The 16825-nt window shown below is 54.2% G+C and carries 19 protein-coding genes; 6 read left to right on the top strand and 13 right to left on the bottom strand.

The features are described from left to right. Positions 1 to 97 precede the first annotated feature (97 nt). Both HL45_RS21725 and HL45_RS18680 read left to right on the top strand, forming a co-directional pair. Positions 98 to 397, top strand: a complete 300-nt coding sequence (locus HL45_RS21725) for a hypothetical protein (RefSeq protein ID WP_233274854.1) — start codon at positions 98 to 100, stop codon at positions 395 to 397. Between the two features lie 187 nt (positions 398 to 584). Further along, positions 585 to 857, top strand: coding sequence for a hypothetical protein (locus HL45_RS18680; protein ID WP_049972772.1), 273 nt, complete (start codon positions 585 to 587; stop codon positions 855 to 857). Between the two features lie 106 nt (positions 858 to 963). Here HL45_RS18680 and HL45_RS18675 read toward each other — a convergent pair whose 3' ends face one another. Together HL45_RS18675 and HL45_RS20620 are read right to left on the bottom strand one after the other, a co-directional pair. Next, a complete protein-coding gene (locus HL45_RS18675; protein ID WP_049972727.1) occupies positions 964 to 1326 on the bottom strand; it encodes an SHOCT domain-containing protein in 363 nt (120 codons plus the stop codon). 566 nt (positions 1327 to 1892) lie between these two features. Beyond that, positions 1893 to 2162 (bottom strand): hypothetical protein, encoded by a 270-nt coding sequence (locus HL45_RS20620; RefSeq protein WP_144240144.1) that lies wholly within the window; start codon positions 2160 to 2162, stop codon positions 1893 to 1895. Positions 2163 to 2186: 24 nt separating this feature from the next. On the opposite strand from HL45_RS20620, the gene HL45_RS20615 reads away from it, so the two are divergent. Beyond that, positions 2187 to 2609, top strand: coding sequence for a hypothetical protein (locus HL45_RS20615; RefSeq protein WP_144240143.1), 423 nt, complete (start codon positions 2187 to 2189; stop codon positions 2607 to 2609). A 179-nt stretch (positions 2610 to 2788) separates the two neighbouring features. On the opposite strand, the gene HL45_RS18660 is transcribed toward HL45_RS20615, so the two are convergent. The 9 genes from HL45_RS18660 to HL45_RS18620 form a co-directional block, all read right to left on the bottom strand. Continuing rightward, positions 2789 to 3061, bottom strand: a complete 273-nt coding sequence (locus HL45_RS18660; protein ID WP_049972725.1) for a DUF7521 family protein — start codon at positions 3059 to 3061, stop codon at positions 2789 to 2791. After that, on the bottom strand, positions 3061 to 3369 hold the full coding sequence (locus HL45_RS18655) for a winged helix-turn-helix domain-containing protein (protein ID WP_233274853.1): 309 nt from the start codon (positions 3367 to 3369) through the stop codon (positions 3061 to 3063). The genes HL45_RS18660 and HL45_RS18655 overlap by 1 nt, the downstream gene beginning before the upstream one ends. A gap of 160 nt (positions 3370 to 3529) precedes the next feature. Further along, positions 3530 to 4054, bottom strand: coding sequence for a hypothetical protein (locus tag HL45_RS18650; RefSeq protein WP_049972723.1), 525 nt, complete (start codon positions 4052 to 4054; stop codon positions 3530 to 3532). Then, entirely contained in the window at positions 4051 to 5070 is a 1020-nt protein-coding gene (locus HL45_RS18645; protein WP_049972722.1) for an ABC transporter ATP-binding protein, read from the bottom strand. The genes HL45_RS18650 and HL45_RS18645 overlap by 4 nt, the downstream gene beginning before the upstream one ends. Continuing rightward, the gene (locus tag HL45_RS18640) at positions 5067 to 6125 is read right to left on the bottom strand and encodes an ABC transporter ATP-binding protein (protein ID WP_049972721.1); all 1059 of its coding nucleotides are present in this window, start codon (positions 6123 to 6125) and stop codon (positions 5067 to 5069) included. Before HL45_RS18640 ends, HL45_RS18645 begins: the two co-directional genes overlap by 4 nt. Next, a complete protein-coding gene (gene nikC / locus HL45_RS18635) occupies positions 6122 to 7030 on the bottom strand; it encodes a nickel transporter permease (RefSeq protein ID WP_049972770.1) in 909 nt (302 codons plus the stop codon). The genes HL45_RS18640 and nikC overlap by 4 nt, the downstream gene beginning before the upstream one ends. 20 nt (positions 7031 to 7050) lie before the next feature. Then, positions 7051 to 7998 carry a nickel ABC transporter permease gene (gene nikB, locus HL45_RS18630; RefSeq protein WP_049972720.1) on the bottom strand — a complete coding sequence of 316 codons (948 nt, stop codon included), beginning with the start codon at positions 7996 to 7998 and terminating at the stop codon, positions 7051 to 7053. A gap of 11 nt (positions 7999 to 8009) precedes the next feature. Further along, entirely contained in the window at positions 8010 to 9614 is a 1605-nt protein-coding gene (locus HL45_RS18625) for an ABC transporter substrate-binding protein (RefSeq protein WP_049972719.1), read from the bottom strand. Positions 9615 to 9637: 23 nt separating this feature from the next. After that, positions 9638 to 9835, bottom strand: coding sequence for a heavy-metal-associated domain-containing protein (locus tag HL45_RS18620; protein WP_049972718.1), 198 nt, complete (start codon positions 9833 to 9835; stop codon positions 9638 to 9640). Between the two features lie 770 nt (positions 9836 to 10605). On the opposite strand from HL45_RS18620, the gene HL45_RS18615 reads away from it, so the two are divergent. After that, positions 10606 to 11388, top strand: coding sequence for a hypothetical protein (locus HL45_RS18615; RefSeq protein WP_211250903.1), 783 nt, complete (start codon positions 10606 to 10608; stop codon positions 11386 to 11388). A 134-nt stretch (positions 11389 to 11522) separates the two neighbouring features. Here HL45_RS18615 and HL45_RS18610 read toward each other — a convergent pair whose 3' ends face one another. After that, complete coding sequence (locus tag HL45_RS18610; protein WP_049972717.1) at positions 11523 to 14117, bottom strand: heavy metal translocating P-type ATPase; 2595 nt, start codon at positions 14115 to 14117, stop codon at positions 11523 to 11525. Positions 14118 to 14222: 105 nt separating this feature from the next. Further along, entirely contained in the window at positions 14223 to 14822 is a 600-nt protein-coding gene (locus tag HL45_RS18605; RefSeq protein WP_049972716.1) for an AsnC family transcriptional regulator, read from the bottom strand. Positions 14823 to 14953: 131 nt separating this feature from the next. Here HL45_RS18605 and HL45_RS18600 point away from each other — a divergent pair, with 131 nt between their 5' ends. Then, positions 14954 to 15151 (top strand): heavy-metal-associated domain-containing protein, encoded by a 198-nt coding sequence (locus tag HL45_RS18600; RefSeq protein WP_049972715.1) that lies wholly within the window; start codon positions 14954 to 14956, stop codon positions 15149 to 15151. A 274-nt stretch (positions 15152 to 15425) separates the two neighbouring features. Then, positions 15426 to 16823, top strand: coding sequence for a vitamin K epoxide reductase family protein (locus HL45_RS18595; protein ID WP_049972714.1), 1398 nt, complete (start codon positions 15426 to 15428; stop codon positions 16821 to 16823). Positions 16824 to 16825 lie beyond the last annotated feature (2 nt).

Raw genomic sequence — 16825 nt, 5'->3', positions numbered from 1 at the left:
TTTTGGTTCGAAATGAAGCCACAGAGGATTGGGCAATGGCGAGTGCTTTCGAATTTAAGCTGCAATCCGATTGAACGAGCGCGACGTATCTCTACGTATGAGCACTACGACCACTAGCCATAGAGAGTACGAATCGGAGACTGCCCACGAAACGATGAAACTCAACGCACTAGCATTCGCTAGTGCCGCGGCAATTGTTTCAGCCGTCGTCATGCTCCTTCTGAGAATCTTTGGAGCAGTCGGCGTCTACGAAGGCGCAGTCGAGATGATGGAACAGTGGCACCTGTTCTTCGAACCGACCATTGTCGGAACCGTAGCAGGCATGATCGAAGCAGCGATCATCAGTTTCATCTTCATCTACGCCTTCGCGTGGCTGTATAATGCACTCACTCGGTAGAACTGGATAGTGCCGCAGTTCAATGTACGTCACCGACCCAGTTCACTGGACGGCATCGAATCCCGAGACTCATTAGAGACTTAACTGCGAGTATCGCTATTCTCTCGAATTCAGGTATTCCTGACACCGATTTCGAATGCGAAGGGAGACCAAACTGCCTAACATCGTGATTCCCGTCACTATCACTATGGCTACTGAAACTGGGGATATCCGTGTGTGGCTTGTCGAGCGTGGGTACAACAATCGTGATCTCATCATCCTTAAGTACGCAACGCCAGACGGTAAGCGACTCTATCGCCGAGAGCTCGCTGCACAGGCGGTCGACATGGATTCGGTGACCGCTGCGAAAGACGTCCCACCTGCCGATCTCGAAGCCGTTGATGATTCGACCCTCCAAAACCGATACGAGGCCGAAGTCGAGCGAATGGCGGACAAACACGACCCCAGTGATACAATTTAACAGAGTAGGACTTTTTCTGTTGATCGCAATGACAGTCTCGTAATCGGGCGACTTCTCCGGGAGCTTCCCCGATCAATCGTAACCCGATTTCGGGAATGTCGTTACTCTACCTATCTGTTCGAAGTTTCTCCCGGCGCATCTCGAACTCTTCTTCGGAAATTTCCCCGCGAGCAAATGCGGTTCGGAGTTCGTCAAGCGCTGGGTCATTAGTACGAGCGCTATCACTGCGCCCGACAAGTCCACGATACAAAGCATAGCTGATGCCCAATAGAACGAGGAGCCACACGAACATCATACCGAATCCCCATACTGGCGAGACTCCTCGTCCGAACATGCCACCACCCCACCAACCCATCATCCCCATCATCGGCACCGCAAAGGCCATCAACAGCACTGGAATCAGGACGATGACACCCAGAACGATAAGAGCAGTTCGGAGTAGTTCGTCTTCCGTGGTTTTAGTTGCCATAGTATCTAGAAAGCGATGGAGATTTAACCCAATTATCCATTATAAATCACAGGATATGAGTGAAACACCCGCGCAACCACGTCAAATAGGTGGTCAACCCTTTACTTTCAAAATTCAACAGCGACAGACCATCCCGATACGGAGTTCCGTTTCTGCACCACTATTTCAAAATGACCACCGGAACCCGAACTAACGCCGTCAGGATGCAGTTTGGGTGCGAAGGTTCATCAGGCAAGATGGACAGCCAACTATGGAACTCACCGGTTGCGCCCAACTCGCGCGAGAGAACGAGTTGGTTGATCGAAAGCACGACAGAAATCAGCGTGGAATTCCCGCCGAGTAACGCACTGAAGAGTAGGTTCATTGGACTCGACGGCCGACTGGAGAGAACGCCGACGGACATGAACAGAACAAGCAGAAACAGTATGCTGGAGAGGAGCACAGCAGCAACGACTAGCCGGTTGCCGGTAACGAGCAACCAACGAGAATCTCGATTTGAAAGGCCTGCACTCCATGGCGGTTGTCTGCGCATCGGTAGATAGTCTCGTATTTCACGGTCGCGAGGGCTATTCCACGATGAGAAGGTACGTCAGGACGACGACAAGCAACGCTTGGGAGGCCTTGTCGAGCAGGCCGTAACTCTGGAGGTGTGGCATGTCACTCATCCACCAGAGAACGAATTGTGCTGCGACGTACGGAATGCCGACTGCGTAGAGAAGTCGTCGGCTGATTCCGAGGAAAAACAGGACGACTGCGCCGATAAATCCGAGTCCAGCGAGGAGCATCTCGAGTTCGCTGTGCTGGAGGAATAGATAGAGGTGAACGGCTGCACTCACTAGAATAAGTCCGACTGCGGCAACATGGGCAGCATCGACATTCGAGATGTGATTTCGTTGTTTTCCAAACCAGTAGACGGGTCCAACGGAAACCGCAGAGAGCGCGAGCAAGCCAGCGATACTGGCCAGCCACGCCATCGAACTTTGGTTATGCTGGTCACCGCTGCTCTCGCCTGCATGATGGTCATCGCTATTTCCATCGGAATGGTGACCACCAGTGGTTTCGGTTCCTTCATCGTGACTGTCCCCATCCGAATGATGACCACTCGTAGTTTCGGCACCCCCATGGTGGTCACTCGTAGTTTTGGTCTCTTCCTGGTGGGCGCTAGTAGTTTCGGCTTCTCCGTGGTCGTCATCGCCATGACCGTGGCCCTCCGTCGTCGTTGTGTCTGCAGCAACGCCAGCGACAGCAGCAGTCAAGAGCGCTACGACGACTGCAAGTCGTAGTAGTTTTCGTCGGTGATTAGAATTTTCCCTGGACATTGGTGAACGGTTCTACATACAGAGGGCTCAAAAGCGAATGGCGTATTTTCACTGGATTTAATCGGCAGAACCATTTAAATAGGACGAGACTGATTCCTACCGCGGCAAGAGGAGATTCAGCCAGCAAGGGCAGTTCGAAAGCGTTAGCGCTCCCGACCGTACAGAGAGTACAGAACAGCGACCATGCCGAGTGCGACGACGATTGACTGAACCATTCCGGCGTAGAAGAGAGACAATTTCACGACTTCGTAGAGAACCCCTTCGATGACTGAGCCAATACTGATGAGGGAGAAACCGAGTGCAAGATACAACATTGGACTGCTGTCGTACCGAGCGTAGGCGCGATAACTCTGGAATGCAATGAGTAGGCCGAGTATCGCTACGACGATTTTGGCGACGACGAGTCCGATATGCATTATGACTCATCCTCCCGAATGTTGTTCCACATTCGCATGAACCGATCCGGTGCATCTTCTCGTTCAACGGTGTCAAGATCAACGACAAATTCGCCGTCGTCCAACTGAACGGTTGCTTGCTCAAGCAGTGCCTCATACGTCTTGTAATGATTGCCGTTAGCGTCGATCTCGTTTCGTTCAGCAAGGAGGTGACAGGCGACCATCTCTTCGATGCGCCGATACACTGTCGGCAATGATGTCCCACAAATATCACTCAATTCGTTCGCTGACAGTGGCTTATCACTCGTAGCGGAAAGTACGGTTTGCACGTATTCATCTCCCAAGAGGGCGAGGAGTTCGCGCGGACGGCAATCCTCACACACGGTCGATGATGAGTGCGTCTATAAGTAAGCATTGTGGGTTTTTTCTCCCGGTGAAAAAGCTTCCATTGTGTGAATCGAAAGCAAACCCTTCGAAAAATAGCAGCGATTACTCCTCTTCAACGGGATTTTCGATCCAATTGTAACACCGGAAATGTTCCGGCTTCCGATCCGTCGTGAGCATCTCGACGGGAACGAACCCACGACCGGCACGGGCACCGATCTTTGGACTGTCAGTATCCTGCGCGAGCATGACTTTCGCGTCCAACTCGAACGACACCTTGAGTTTTCCACGATGATCGTCGTCCGGTTCAAACGCCATCGATACTGCATCGGGCCGGATACCGAACGTGACGTGGCGGTCGGACGATTCAACGGCGATGTCGTGGCTGGTGAGCCCTCCGGCAAGGTCGGAGAGCCAGTTTTCCATCTCGTCACGCTTCAGCGTTCGTTCGAGGTCGAACGATCCATCCGGAGAAATAGAGCCGTCCTCGAACGTAAACTCCGGATACTGAAGATCCTCTGCGGGTAGTGCGTTTTCACTCGGTTCAATTGAAGTAGAGTCCGTTGATTTGCTGGTCTCCGCTGACCCAGTATCGGACGGCACGGAGGTGTTGGAATTGTCGTTAGTCATTGTTCCGCCTCCGATTCGATTTCATCATCTATAGGATATAGACACTTTGTCCGTCCATGACTAATACCCTCGTACTGAGGGTTGATTTCGGCACACTCCGGTCGCGCAATCGGACACCGGGTGTGGAAAACACAGCCACTCGGAGGATTCACTGGGCTTGGAATATCTCCGTCCAGAATCACCGTTTCGCCATCATCCGGCCCGACCTCCGGAATCGCGGAAAGGAGTGCACTCGTATAGGGGTGCGTTGGTTGTTCGAACAGTTGTTCGGTCGGTGCAACTTCCATGACCTGCCCAAGATACATGACGGCGACACGGTCGGCGATGTGTTCGACGACACTGAGGTCGTGTGCGATGAACAGCATCGTGAGGCCGAGCGTCTCCTGCAGTTCGACCAGTAGATTGGTGATTTTCGCTTGAACACTCACGTCGAGTGCCGATGTGGGTTCGTCGAGCACCAGCACACGTGGTTCGAGTGCGACCGCACGTGCAATAGCAACTCGTTGTGCCTGTCCGCCCGAGAGTTCGTGAGCGTAGCGGTCAGCGTGATGCTCCGACAAGTTGACCAGCGTGAGCAACTCTTCGATTCGCTCCTCGCGACGAGTGCGTGACCAGCCCTGTGCTTTCATCGGCTCCTCGATAGCATCCCGAATCGACATTCGGGGGTCGATACTCGCTTTCGGATTCTGAAATACCATCCCGATTTCCGAGCGCACGTCGGTCGATCGAGCGGAAACGTGACCGACTGGCTCACCGTCGAAGGAAATCGTCCCCTCGGTCGGTTCGTATAGCCCGGTAATCAGGTTCGCAAGCGTCGATTTACCGCTCCCGCTCTCTCCAACGAGTCCGAGCGTTTCACCCTCGTGGATAGTCAAGGAGACATCGTCGACGGCGGTGACGAACTCCCGTGTCCCGATGGCTCGGTCGAGCAACGAATCGGAGAGCGCGAAGCGTTTCGTGACGGATTCGATTTCGAAGACCGGCGTCGAACCTGTCATGGGTTGCTGAAGGCTCATTCGGCATCACCACCGCTCGCCACACCAGCATCGCTAACGAACTCGATTTCATCACATTTCACTACGCGATCGGAACCGACGTCGTGTTCCGGAATTGGGCCGTTAGTACAGGCATTCGTTGTGTGGGAACAACGGTCGGCAAACGGACAACCAGTCGTCCCACCGACCATATCCGGTACCTGTCCTTCGATGACGTTGAGTGGTTCTTTGCGCCTCGTATTCTGTGGCATACAGTCGAGGAGTGCCTTCGTGTAGGGGTGTTTCGGATCGGAGAGCACGTCGTCCGTTGAGCCGGTTTCCATCACCTCGCCACCGTACATGACGATGACGCGATCGCACACCTCGGAGACGACACCGAGGTCGTGGGTTACCATCAGAATGCTCATTCCATGCGTTTCGTTGAGTGTTTTCAGTTCACGCAGAATCTGTGCCTGGATGGTCACGTCCAGTGCGGTCGTCGGTTCGTCCGCGATGAGGAGATCGGGTTCGCTCGCGAGTGCGATAGCGAGCATTACGCGCTGACGCATACCCCCACTAAACTCGTGAGGATACGCGTCAGCACGTTCCGCAGGGTAGGGAATACCAACCTGTTCCATCAACTCAACTGCGCGTTCCTGTTTGCGTTTGTGTTCTGACCGATTGCTGAACAGTGGTGCGTTGAGAAAGTCGAGGAGGCTCTGCGAGTTCGGTTTCTCGTGTACCTTGAGCGATTCGATGATTTGATCGCGCACCGTAAAGACAGGGTTCAACGTTGTCATCGGGTCTTGGAAGACCATCGACATCCCACCGCCGCGGAGACGGCGAATATCTTGGGATGACGCCGTCGTTAACTCTGTTCCCTGAAACCGTATCGAGCCATCGACGATACGACCCGGATTTTCGAGACGCATAAGCGAGAGTGCGGTTACGGACTTCCCACTCCCGCTTTCTCCAACGATACCGACGATTTCGCCGTGGTCAACAGAGAATGAGACGCCGTTGACCGCGTGAACGGTTCCTTCGTGCGTGCTGAATCGCGTATGTAAGTCGTCAATTTCGAGTAATGGTTTGCTCATAATCCCTTGTCCTCCATATCGGCCATATCCTTGGGGTCGAGAAGGTCACGAAGGCCATCACCGAGGAGGTTGAATCCGAGAACGACGAGCATAATCGCCAATCCGGGGAAGTTCACGACCCACCACGCATCCTGGAGGTAGTTTCGTCCGGAGGCCAACATCGTTCCCCATTCGGGTGTCGGCGGTTGGGCGCCGAGACCGAGGAATGATAGCCCCGCCGTCCCGAGGATGACGTATGCCATATCCATCGTGCCAAGTACGACGACCGGCGCGATGACGTTCGGAATGATGTGTTTGAGAACGATACGAGTTCGTGAGACGCCCATCAATTGCGCGGCTCGAACATACTCCATTTCCTTCACGGAGAGGACGCTTCCGCGAACGACCCTCGCGTACTGCGTCCAGCCGACGACGGCAAGTGCAATCATGATGTTCGTGAGACTCGGCCCGAGGATTCCCGCGATAACAAGCGCGAGGAGAATTCCTGGGAACGCGAGCAGGATATCCACGAAGCGCATGAGCGCCTCGTCCACGTATCCACCTGCATATCCCGCTGTCACTCCGACAGCGGTTCCGATGACCAACGTGATGCCCACCACCGTAACGGCGATTCCCAGCGAAATGCGCGCGCCATAGAGAAGTCGGGCGAAAACGTCGCGACCGAGTTGGTCAGTTCCGAGGAGATGTTCCTCTGATGGTGGCTCCAATCGGTCGAAGAGGTCTCCCTTTTCCGGATTGTACGTCGTGAGAACCGGGGCGAATACCGCACCGAAAAGCACCGTCACGACGATGACAAGGCCGATGATGTTCAGTTTGTTCGCGGTGAACTGGCGGAACGCTCGTGACTCGACGGCGGATCGATATCGCGGGAATCGCGTCTCGTCCACGACGCCGCCGTCAGTCATCGCATCGGATTCTGAATCGCTCATGCGCTGGCCCCCTCGAACGAGATTCGTGGGTCAATATAGCGATAAACGATATCCACAGCGAAGTTCGTCAGGACGAAGATGGCCGCGATAAGCAACACTAATCCCTGCACAACGGGGTAATCGCGGGCGAAAATGGCATTGATGAGCAAGCTTCCGAGACCCGGTCGTTGGAAGACGATTTCCACCACGACAGCACCGTTGAGCAGATAACCGAACTGGAGACCGACGATGGTTACGACCGGGATGAGTGCATTCCGAAGTGCGTGTTTGTAGACGACAATCCGTTCTCTTAACCCCTTCGCACGGGCCGTCCGAATGTATTCATCGTCCAGCACCTCGAGCATCGATGACCGGACGAGTCGGGTCACGATAGCGGCCATCCCGGTTCCAAGCGTCACGGCAGGGAGAATCAACCGTTCGAAACTCCCAACGCCGGACACCGGAAGGACACCGAGTTCGAGAGAGAAGACGATGATGAGTAGATAGCCCAGCCAGAAGTTGGGCATCGATACGCCGAGCAGTGCAGCGAACTGACTGAGGTAGTCGGGCATCTTTCCTTTGTGAACCGCGCTGAAGACGCCGGCAGGGAGCGAAATAGCCAACGATACGGCCATCGCTGCGACGGCGAGTTCAAGCGTGGGCCACACACGGTTCATAATCATCGCGGACACCGGTGTGTTCTCGTAATACGATTGGCGAAGGTTTCCGTGGAGAATGTCCCAGACCCAGTTCGCGTATTGAATCGGAATTGGGTCATTGAGACCGTGTTGAACGCGAAACTGTTGGACGGCCATACTTGATGGTGTTCGGCCTCCCATCTGCTTACGAAGTATCGTCGTCGCGGGATCGCCGGGCGTGAAGAACATTAAGGCGTACGTGAGTATCGAAACGCCGACGAGGACGAGCAGAGCGGTTGCGGTTCGACGAACGATGAATTTCCACATTCTGTCGTGCCTCAGTTTGTATGCGTCAGACTATCCCACCGAACCATCTCGGGGATGGGTCGAAGGTCAAGATTGTTCACGTCACGAAACGCCGCGACGACGTACTCGCTGTAGTACAGCGGAACGATAACCGCCTTCTCAGCGATCATCCGTTGAACCTCTCGATAAACCTCCTTCTTCTTCTCCTTGCTCCCCGTTTGGAATCCGGTCTTCAGAAGTGAGTCTACCTTCGAACCGAGGTTGTAGAGACCAGTTCCTTCGTCGCCGTACAGTCGCTCGTTCATGTCCCCTTCCGAGTGGAAACTCTCGTAGATGACGTAGTCCGCCGCGCCGCTGTTCGTCCCTTTCTCGCTCAGTGCGAGATGGCCCTGTCCGTTGCGCTCGGCGTCGTTGAACGCGGCATCCTCCAACACCTGGATGTCGATGCTGACACCGACCGCTTCCATCTGTTGGGCAACGGCCTGGGCGAGCAGATTCCCGTCGGTCATATCCGTGCTGACGAGGAGTTTGAGCGCCTCGCCGTCATAATTTGAGGACTTTACGAGAGACTTCGCTTTGGACTTGTTCTGGCCGTACTCGGGAAGTTGGTCGTGGGCCGACCAGTAGATGCTCGGGGCGATTGAACCGCGCGCCGGTTTGCCGACCCCACTGAGGATGGATTCGACGATGGCGTTCTGGTTGACTGCATAGTTTAGCGCCTTCCGAAGTTTCACGTCGTCAGTCGGCGATTTGTAGAGATTGATACCGAGATAGCCTGCGGACGGCGAGCCTTGTGTCTCGACGTTCGTTTTCGAGGCTTTCCGAATCGAATTTATCTTGTTCCGAGGAGGCTGATACGCGACGTCCGTTTCATGTGCCGACAGCGACAATGCACGCGTATTTGCATCCGTGATAACACGGAACTTCAGACCCGATAGTTTCGGCGGGTCGTTCCAGTAGTCCTCGAACGCCGTCGTTTGAACGAACTGTTCTTTCTTTACGGTCTCGACTTGGAACGGTCCCGTCCCGATAACCTCTCCTGCCTTACGGTCACGGTCTGGGTGTTGGATTGCAACCATGTTGTGAGCAATGGTTCCAGGGAACGTCGGGAAAGGGTCGGTCGTGGTAAACTCGACCGTCGTCTTATCGAGTGCCTTCACGCCGTCCTTTTCGACGTGGAGCCATCCGGGTGCCCACGACCACTCATCGAGGAGTTGATGGAACGAGAAAACGACCGCTTCGGCGGTGAGCGGCTTGCCGTTGTGGAACGTGACGTCCTCGCGGAGCGTGAACTCCCACGTCGTTTCACCGGTTGCCTTCCACTCCGTAGCGAGCCACGGTTCGAGTTTCATATCCTTCGAAACCCAAATGAGTGGTTCGAGAATGTTTGTATAATACGGCATCACACCGCCGTACACGCCCCACGTGCCAGCAGTGAGGTCTGTCGCGAGGGCAACCGTCGCACTCTTCGAACCGTTGGTGGCACCATCGCCTCCGCCCGTAGTCGAAGTGGACGAACCGTATGGATCCGATTGGTTGGGAGAATCCGATGAACTCGAACAGCCAGCGAGCCCAATTAGACTGCCCGCACCGATTATTTGTACTGCGCTTCGCCGAGTGATGTTTTTGTTTGTCATTGTTTCGTCCCGTATCGGGTCGGTTACGCACTCGCGTCGTATCCAGCGTCCTCGACAGCACCGATGAGTGCGTCCGTCTTCGCGGAACCCTCGACGGACGCCGTGTTTGCTTCTCTGTCCGCGTTCGCATTCGAAACGCCCTCCACCGCTTCGAGTGCGTCGATGACGTTCTGTTCACAACCACCGCAAGTCATTCCTTCAACAATGAGTGTTGTTGTCATCCACCAATACCAATGAAGGAATCGTATTAGCCACTTTCGCACAATATAATTTCAGAAAACGCCCGTATTGCTTAGAAAATAAGGTGAACGGTGAGAGGGCGGTGATTCAGTAAGGTGTATTCTGATATTAAGCCGTAGTATCAAAATTTGAGATGGTGGTGATAACGATCTATCGAGGTTAATCAGTGTAGCTCAAACTGGATAAAAATCCGTTCAAGCCCATACAACGCCGTCAGACGTTCAAAGGAGAGAAGAGGGTCTCTTCGAACGATGTGTTCGTTGCTTCCTGATTTAGAAAATAAAATAGAAAATATTACAGCTGACGGGGGTTGATGGGGACGGTTTACTAATGAAATGGCCGTCGCAGAGGAATGAATGTGTAAAAGTTAGTCGGCAGTGTAGGTATGCTCGCTTTGTCCCGCCACTATCCATATACACCGATAGGGGAGTTACGACTAATGGCGTTTTGACCAACAGACCATCGATGAGGGGGCGTCTACAAGTATGTTCGTTAATCTCACTTTCTCAGCTATTTCTATACACAATACTAGCGTGTGAAGGGATTTAGAGCGTTTGCAACTATCAAAACCCGTCAAGTAGAGCGTGGCCTGCGAAGATACCGAGAGACATTACATTCGAATCAATCGGTTGGCCGGACGAACAAGCGGTAACTATGCACCGATCAAAATTTTGTATCTGTACCCCCATGCATTGCCCAGATTTCAACGACTGGAGAAACCGGTAAGAGGATAGCAATGGTACCCAGTGTTATGGGGGAGCAGTCCGATCATGAGAGTCACGACACGGAGTTTCAAGATGAGACATCCGCTTCCAGTTCGGGTGGACACACGGCAGTAGATGGACTGTCGGTTGCCAGCGACGAATTTCGACTGGTACCGTCGGAAATTCGATTTGAGTCCGGCGTCCCGACCGCTTGGTCGTTTCAAGTCGTGACTCATGAGGGGGATACAGTAACTGAATTCGAAGATTCACACGGAGAGCTCCTTCACTTGATCGTAGTGCGCCGAGATTTGGCTCATTTTCAGCACTTACATCCCGATATCGACTCGGATGGCACGTGCCGCGTCGAAGATTTCACACTTCCCGAGCCAGGAGTGTATCGTGCATTCGTAGATATCGCGATTGCAGGTCGGTCAATGACGCTCGGATTTGATCTCTTCGTACCCGGTTCTACCACGTTCGAATCGGATCCGGAGATAGCGCGACAAACGACGGCAGAAGAATATACGGTCGAACTACGCACCGACGATATTGGCGCGAACGAAGAGACGCAGGTATCATTCGAGATACGTCGTGACGGCGATTCTGTTTCGGACTTACGGGATTATTTAGGAGCACGAGGTCATCTTGTGGCACTTCGGGAGGGAGATCTCGCGTATCTCCATATACATCCGAAGAACACAACGCCACAACCAGGTCGCGTCGAGTTCGGTACAACATTCCCGACACCAGGTCGATATCGGCTATACCTACAGATCAAACCGGATGGAAATCTGATTACGACCCAGTTCGATGTCCGGATCGAAGATTGAAAAAACGTTCATTCATTTCACTTGTACGAATGTCGAGGAACAGACCGATGATGGTGAACCGTCGTTCCGCACACGTTAGCTGCAGTCACGTTCGGAGTAATTGACTCACCACTAGTGAAGTGTGAAACGGATCGTTAGCGCAGTCTGCCGAAGAGTTTGTAATCGTGGTCAGGAGTGTATTGGCGGAACAGCAAACTGTTCGTGAGCACCGACACGCTGGAGAATGCCATTGCACCCGCAGCCAGCACCGGCTGAAGTAAGCCGAGCGACGCCAGTGGGATCATCGCCGTGTTGTAGCCCAGCGCCCACACGAGGTTCTGTTTGATCTTTGCGAGCGTAGCATCCGAGATACGGATCGCCTTCACCACGTCGAGCGGATCATTCCGCATGAGCGTTACGTCCGCTGCCTCGATGGCAACGTCGGTTCCGCTCCCGATAGCAGTCCCAACATATGCGACAGCGAGCGCCGGCGCGTCGTTAACGCCGTCACCAACCATCATCGCCTTCCGTCCCTCGTCCTGAATTGTCTCGACTGCATCGGATTTGTCTTCGGGAAGGACTCCAGCCCGGACGTTTTGGGAATCGATCCCCACCTGCTTGGCGACAGCACGGGCAGTACGCTCGTTGTCACCGGTAATCATCATCACGTCGATGCCACGCCGCTGAAGCGCACTTACCGCATCTCTTGCGCTCTCTTTGACCGTGTCGGCATCAGCGACCACCCCAATGAGTTCGCCCTCGTACGCGACGAGCATCGCCGTTTTCCCTTCGTTTTCGAGACGTTGCATCGTTTCTTCGGCCGGATCCGGAGCGACGTCATTATTGGATAGGAGTTTGCGATTGCCGACGAGAATCTCGCTTCCACCGAGCGTTGCCTGGATACCGTGCCCCGGAACGTTCTCGAACGAGTCAGGTTCCATGACCTCGATATCACGTTCTTTGGCTCCCTCGACGATAGCTTGCGCGAGTGGATGTTCACTCCCGCTCTCCGCACTGGCGGCAAAGCGCAGCACGTCGGCCTCGGTGAGACGTTCGTGAGTGGCCAGTTGGCCACCATTGGCAATTGTGTCTCCGCCATCCGTACGAGGCTGACCATCGGCATCGAAGACAATGACGTCCGTGAGTTCCATTTCACCTTTCGTCAGGGTACCTGTTTTGTCGAAGACGACGGTATCCACGTCTTTCGCCCGTTCCAGAACATCGCCACCTTTGAAGAGGACGCCGTTCTGCGCACCCAGTGTGGTGCCAACCATCGTTGCTGCTGGCGTTGCTAACCCGAGCGCACATGGGCACGCAATGAGTACCGCGCTGGCAAAGACGATGACCGCGAACTCGAACGTGGAGAGAGCAGTCGGCCCACCACCAACTAATCCCCACAGTGGGAGTGCGTCCACGAAGCCAGCGAGTGCTCCGGGGAAAAGATACCAAATAGCCCCCCAAAACAAGGCATTCACGATGACAACGGGAACGAAGTACGCTGAAATTCGGTCGGCGAGATTCTGAATATCGGGTTGACGGGACTGTGCTTCTTTGACTGTCTGAACGATCTGCTGGAGTGCAGTGTCCTCCCCGACCTTCGTCGCTTCGACGACGAGGACACCATTTTCGTTGATGGTCGATCCGACGACCTCGTCCCCCTCCTCTTTCTCTACGGGTACTGATTCTCCGGTAACCATCGATTCGTCAACCGCACTCTGTCCATCCACGACGACACCGTCAGTGGGAATTTTCTCACCGGGACGGATCTTCATCCGGTCGCCTACTGTCACGTTTTCGATGGGTACCTCGCGCTCGGTACCGTCTTCATCAACGACGGTTGCAGTGTCGGCTTCCATCTCCAACAACTTGCGTAGCGCGTCACTCGCTTGCCCCTTCGAGCGCGCTTCGAGATAGTTGCCGAGCGTGATGAACACGAGGATGAGCGCGGCCGTGTCGAAGTAGAGACTTCCGGCGATCAGTCCGAGCAGCACGACGACACTGTAGAGATACGCCGTAGACGAGCCCAACGCGATGAGCACATCCATGTTGGCGCTCTTGTTCTTCACGAGGGCCTTGTAGGAGTTCTTGTAGAACTCCCACCCAAGAACGATTTGAACCGGCGTCGCGAGCAAGAACTCGACCCAGCCGAACTCGATTCCGAATACCGTCTCCGGAAGAATCCCTCCGCCAAGAATGAATTTCTCAGCAAGGAAGAAAATGAGCGGTGCAGAGAGTACGGCACCGAACAGAGTGAGTCGTAATTGTTTACGGATTTCGGCCTGCCGAGCGGCATCGCGGCGATCTGTGGCAGATTCACCGGACTCGCCGTCCGCGCGAACAGGTGCGTAGCCGGCATCTTCGATAGCATCGTAGAGGTTCGTGAGCGTCGCTTCAGCGGGGTTGTATCTGACCTGTGCCTCGTCAGTAGCGAAGTTGACGTCCGCTTCGATAACGCCTGATGTCCGCTCGAGCGCGCTCTGTACCGTCTCCGAGCAGTTCGCACACGACATATCCGTAATGCCGATCGTTTTCGTCTCCGTGACAGGAGTATAGCCGGCACTCTCGATAGCTTCGTAGATCTGCTTTGGAGAAACCTCGTCCGAGTCGTACTCGATGGTTCCTTCGTCGGTCGCAAAATTGATGTTTGCTTCCGACACCCCATCAAGGGATTCGACGGAATCGGCGATGGTCTGGGAACAGTTCGCACAGCTCATTCCCTGAATATCGATGTGCACTCGATGCTGGCTCATTACTATATCATAGGGCTTGGCTATTCAATCGATTTGTCCTTTCATCTATTCGGAAAAGGAGCTCGAAAAGCTTCGATTCAAAAGCGCTGGCGCGTTGACCGTTGCTCAGTCCGCTCCTTGCTGGAGTTGTTCATATTTCTCCTCGAAACGGGCTTCACACGACGGACAACAGAACTGATAGAGATCGCCATCAATGCGAGTCGATGTTCCTTCGCTATCGACCGTGTTACCACACTCCGCGCAGGTCAACGCGAACTCCATCCCACCAAGGTCAGGAGACCAATCCGCACCTGACAACAGTGTCACTTCGAAGTCGTCGATCGTTCCCTCGTCGAAGATCGTGTCAAGCCAGGCAGCGACATCAGTGTCGGGTACCCGCACGTATGCAATGAGGTCAGCTTCTGCAGTAGTAAACACGTATTCGACTTCGCCGGTATCGAGGAGTGTCTCCTTAACTGACGGAGCGTCTCGACTGTCAGCCGCGACGTCAAGAGTTACCAGAATAGGAATTCCTTGACGAAGTTGTGAGGAGTCGATATCGAGCGTAAATCCACGGATGATTCCCCGCTCCTGTAGTCGAGCGACCCGATCCGAGACGGCAGGTGGTGACAAATCAACAGCGTCCGCCACATCGCTGTAGGGCCGACGAGCGTTCGACATCAGTAGCTCCAGGATTTCGAGGTCGGTTTCGTCCAGATCGCGCATAACAGCACTACGTCACCGAGAGCCAAAAGCCGTGCGTGTTTTTGACTTTCGTTTCCAATGTTTCTAGACGGCTTCTACCGACCAATCTAAAGAGAAGTCCACAAAAGAAAGCCACCCATACACTGAGATGTATGACGACGACCATCACTGTCGAAGGAATGTCGTGTGGACACTGCGAACAGACTGTCGAAGACGCCCTCCGTAGTATCGACGGCATCACTGATGCTACTGCAAACCACGAAGCCGAACAAGCGAGTATCGAAGGAGATGCCGATGTCACGGTTCTGGTTCAAGCCGTCGAGAATGCAGGATATACCGCGCACGCCTGAGAGACACCGGACAATCTGCACTACTAAACTCATCGGTATGTGATCCATTTTTTCGTTGGTTATCATAATAATGACCCAGTTGCGTTGTAGTCAGTTTCCAGATATAGAGACTCGTATTGGAGCGTTTGCCGCGTATCGACGACTGTACGCTAAAGATGCGAAAAGCTGAGAACACTCAATCGGTGCGGTAGACAACTACTCAACAGACTCAGTATTTCCGAAAAGTGCAGTCAGAAATCTTCCACCACAGGTGTTGCCAGTGATTCTTTGGCCGATGCCGCCGAAGAGAACCATCGGGTGGGAAACAGTGAGTGGGAATCAGGACAGAGTATCCGATGGAACGGCTGACCGCCAACACCAGGAGTCACGAGCACCGGGAACGATGATGCTCAAACATCCCACGATGGAGATCTGGCCGCAGTATCCTATCGTTATCCTCGGACTCTGGCTCATAGCGAGTCCGTTCACCTTCGGGTACGAGAGTCTCGCGATGACCATCAGCGACACGGTCAGCGGAGTGCTCCTCATTGTATTCAGTGGTGCTGTGATTTTACTCGGGAGCGGCATCGCGAATTACGTAAACGGGTTCGTCGGTGTCTGGTTGCTGCTTGCTCCGTTATTCTTCTGGGCTCCGACGAGCGATGCCTACCTGAACGACACGCTCGTCGGTGTTTTCGTCATCACCTTCGCTGTGCTCGTCGTCATGCGAATGGAGATGTCGGGGCCAGATATCCCGAGAGGTTGGACGTACAACCCATCGACGGCAGCACAACGGGCACCGATCATTATTGCCGGACTTATCGGCTTCTTTTTCTCGACCCACATGGCCACGTTCCAGCTCGGCTACACCGACTTCGTCTTCGACCCGTTTTTCGGCCGTGGAACGGAGAACGTGCTCACGTCCGATGTCTCGAGGATGTTTCCGATCTCTGATGCGGGTCTCGGTGCCGTCGCATACGCGGTCGAGGTTCTTATGGGGTTCATGGGTGATAAGCGCCGGTGGCGAACGATGCCGTGGATGGTGACGCTATTTGGTATCGTGGTCATCCCCCTCGGCTTCGTTAGCATCGTTCTCATTATCCTCCAGCCGTTAGCCGTCGGGACGTGGTGTACGCTCTGTTTGCTTTCCGCGCTCGCGATGCTGTTCATGATTGCACTGACGGTTGATGAGGTCGCCGCAATGGGACAGTTCCTCTACCAACAGACGCGAGGTGATGTCTCACTGTGGCATGTCTTTTGGATGGGTGGTTCCTTCTCAACTTCGGATGCTGGTGTGGATGGAAAGACACGCTCGGATGCAGACTCGTGGTGGTCGATGTTCTGGGGAATGTCCGTGTCTCGGCCTCTTCTCGGTACAACAGGGTTAGGTCTCTGGTTAATATCGTCGCCTGCCCTCCTCGGAACGGTTGGTGCCGCCGCAGACAGTAGCCATCTCGTTGGCGCACTCGTCGTCACGTTTTCGGTCATTGCGATGGGAGAACCGGTTCGTACCGTCCGATTCCTGAACATTCCTCTCGGGATATGGGTCATCGTAGCCCCGTGGGTTCTCACAGGATCCTCAATAGTCGCGATGTGGAGTAGTGTTGCTGTCGGTATCCTCATCGTTGTTTTCAGCGTTCCTCGCGGAAGTATTCGTGACCAGTACGGCAGCTGGAATCGATATATAAGATAGTG

The sequence above is a fragment of the Haladaptatus cibarius D43 genome, from assembly GCF_000710615.1.
Classification (GTDB): Archaea; Halobacteriota; Halobacteria; order Halobacteriales; family Haladaptataceae; genus Haladaptatus; species Haladaptatus cibarius.
Note: the sequence above shows the minus strand (reverse complement) of the source record. Positions and strands in the feature narration are given on the sequence as shown.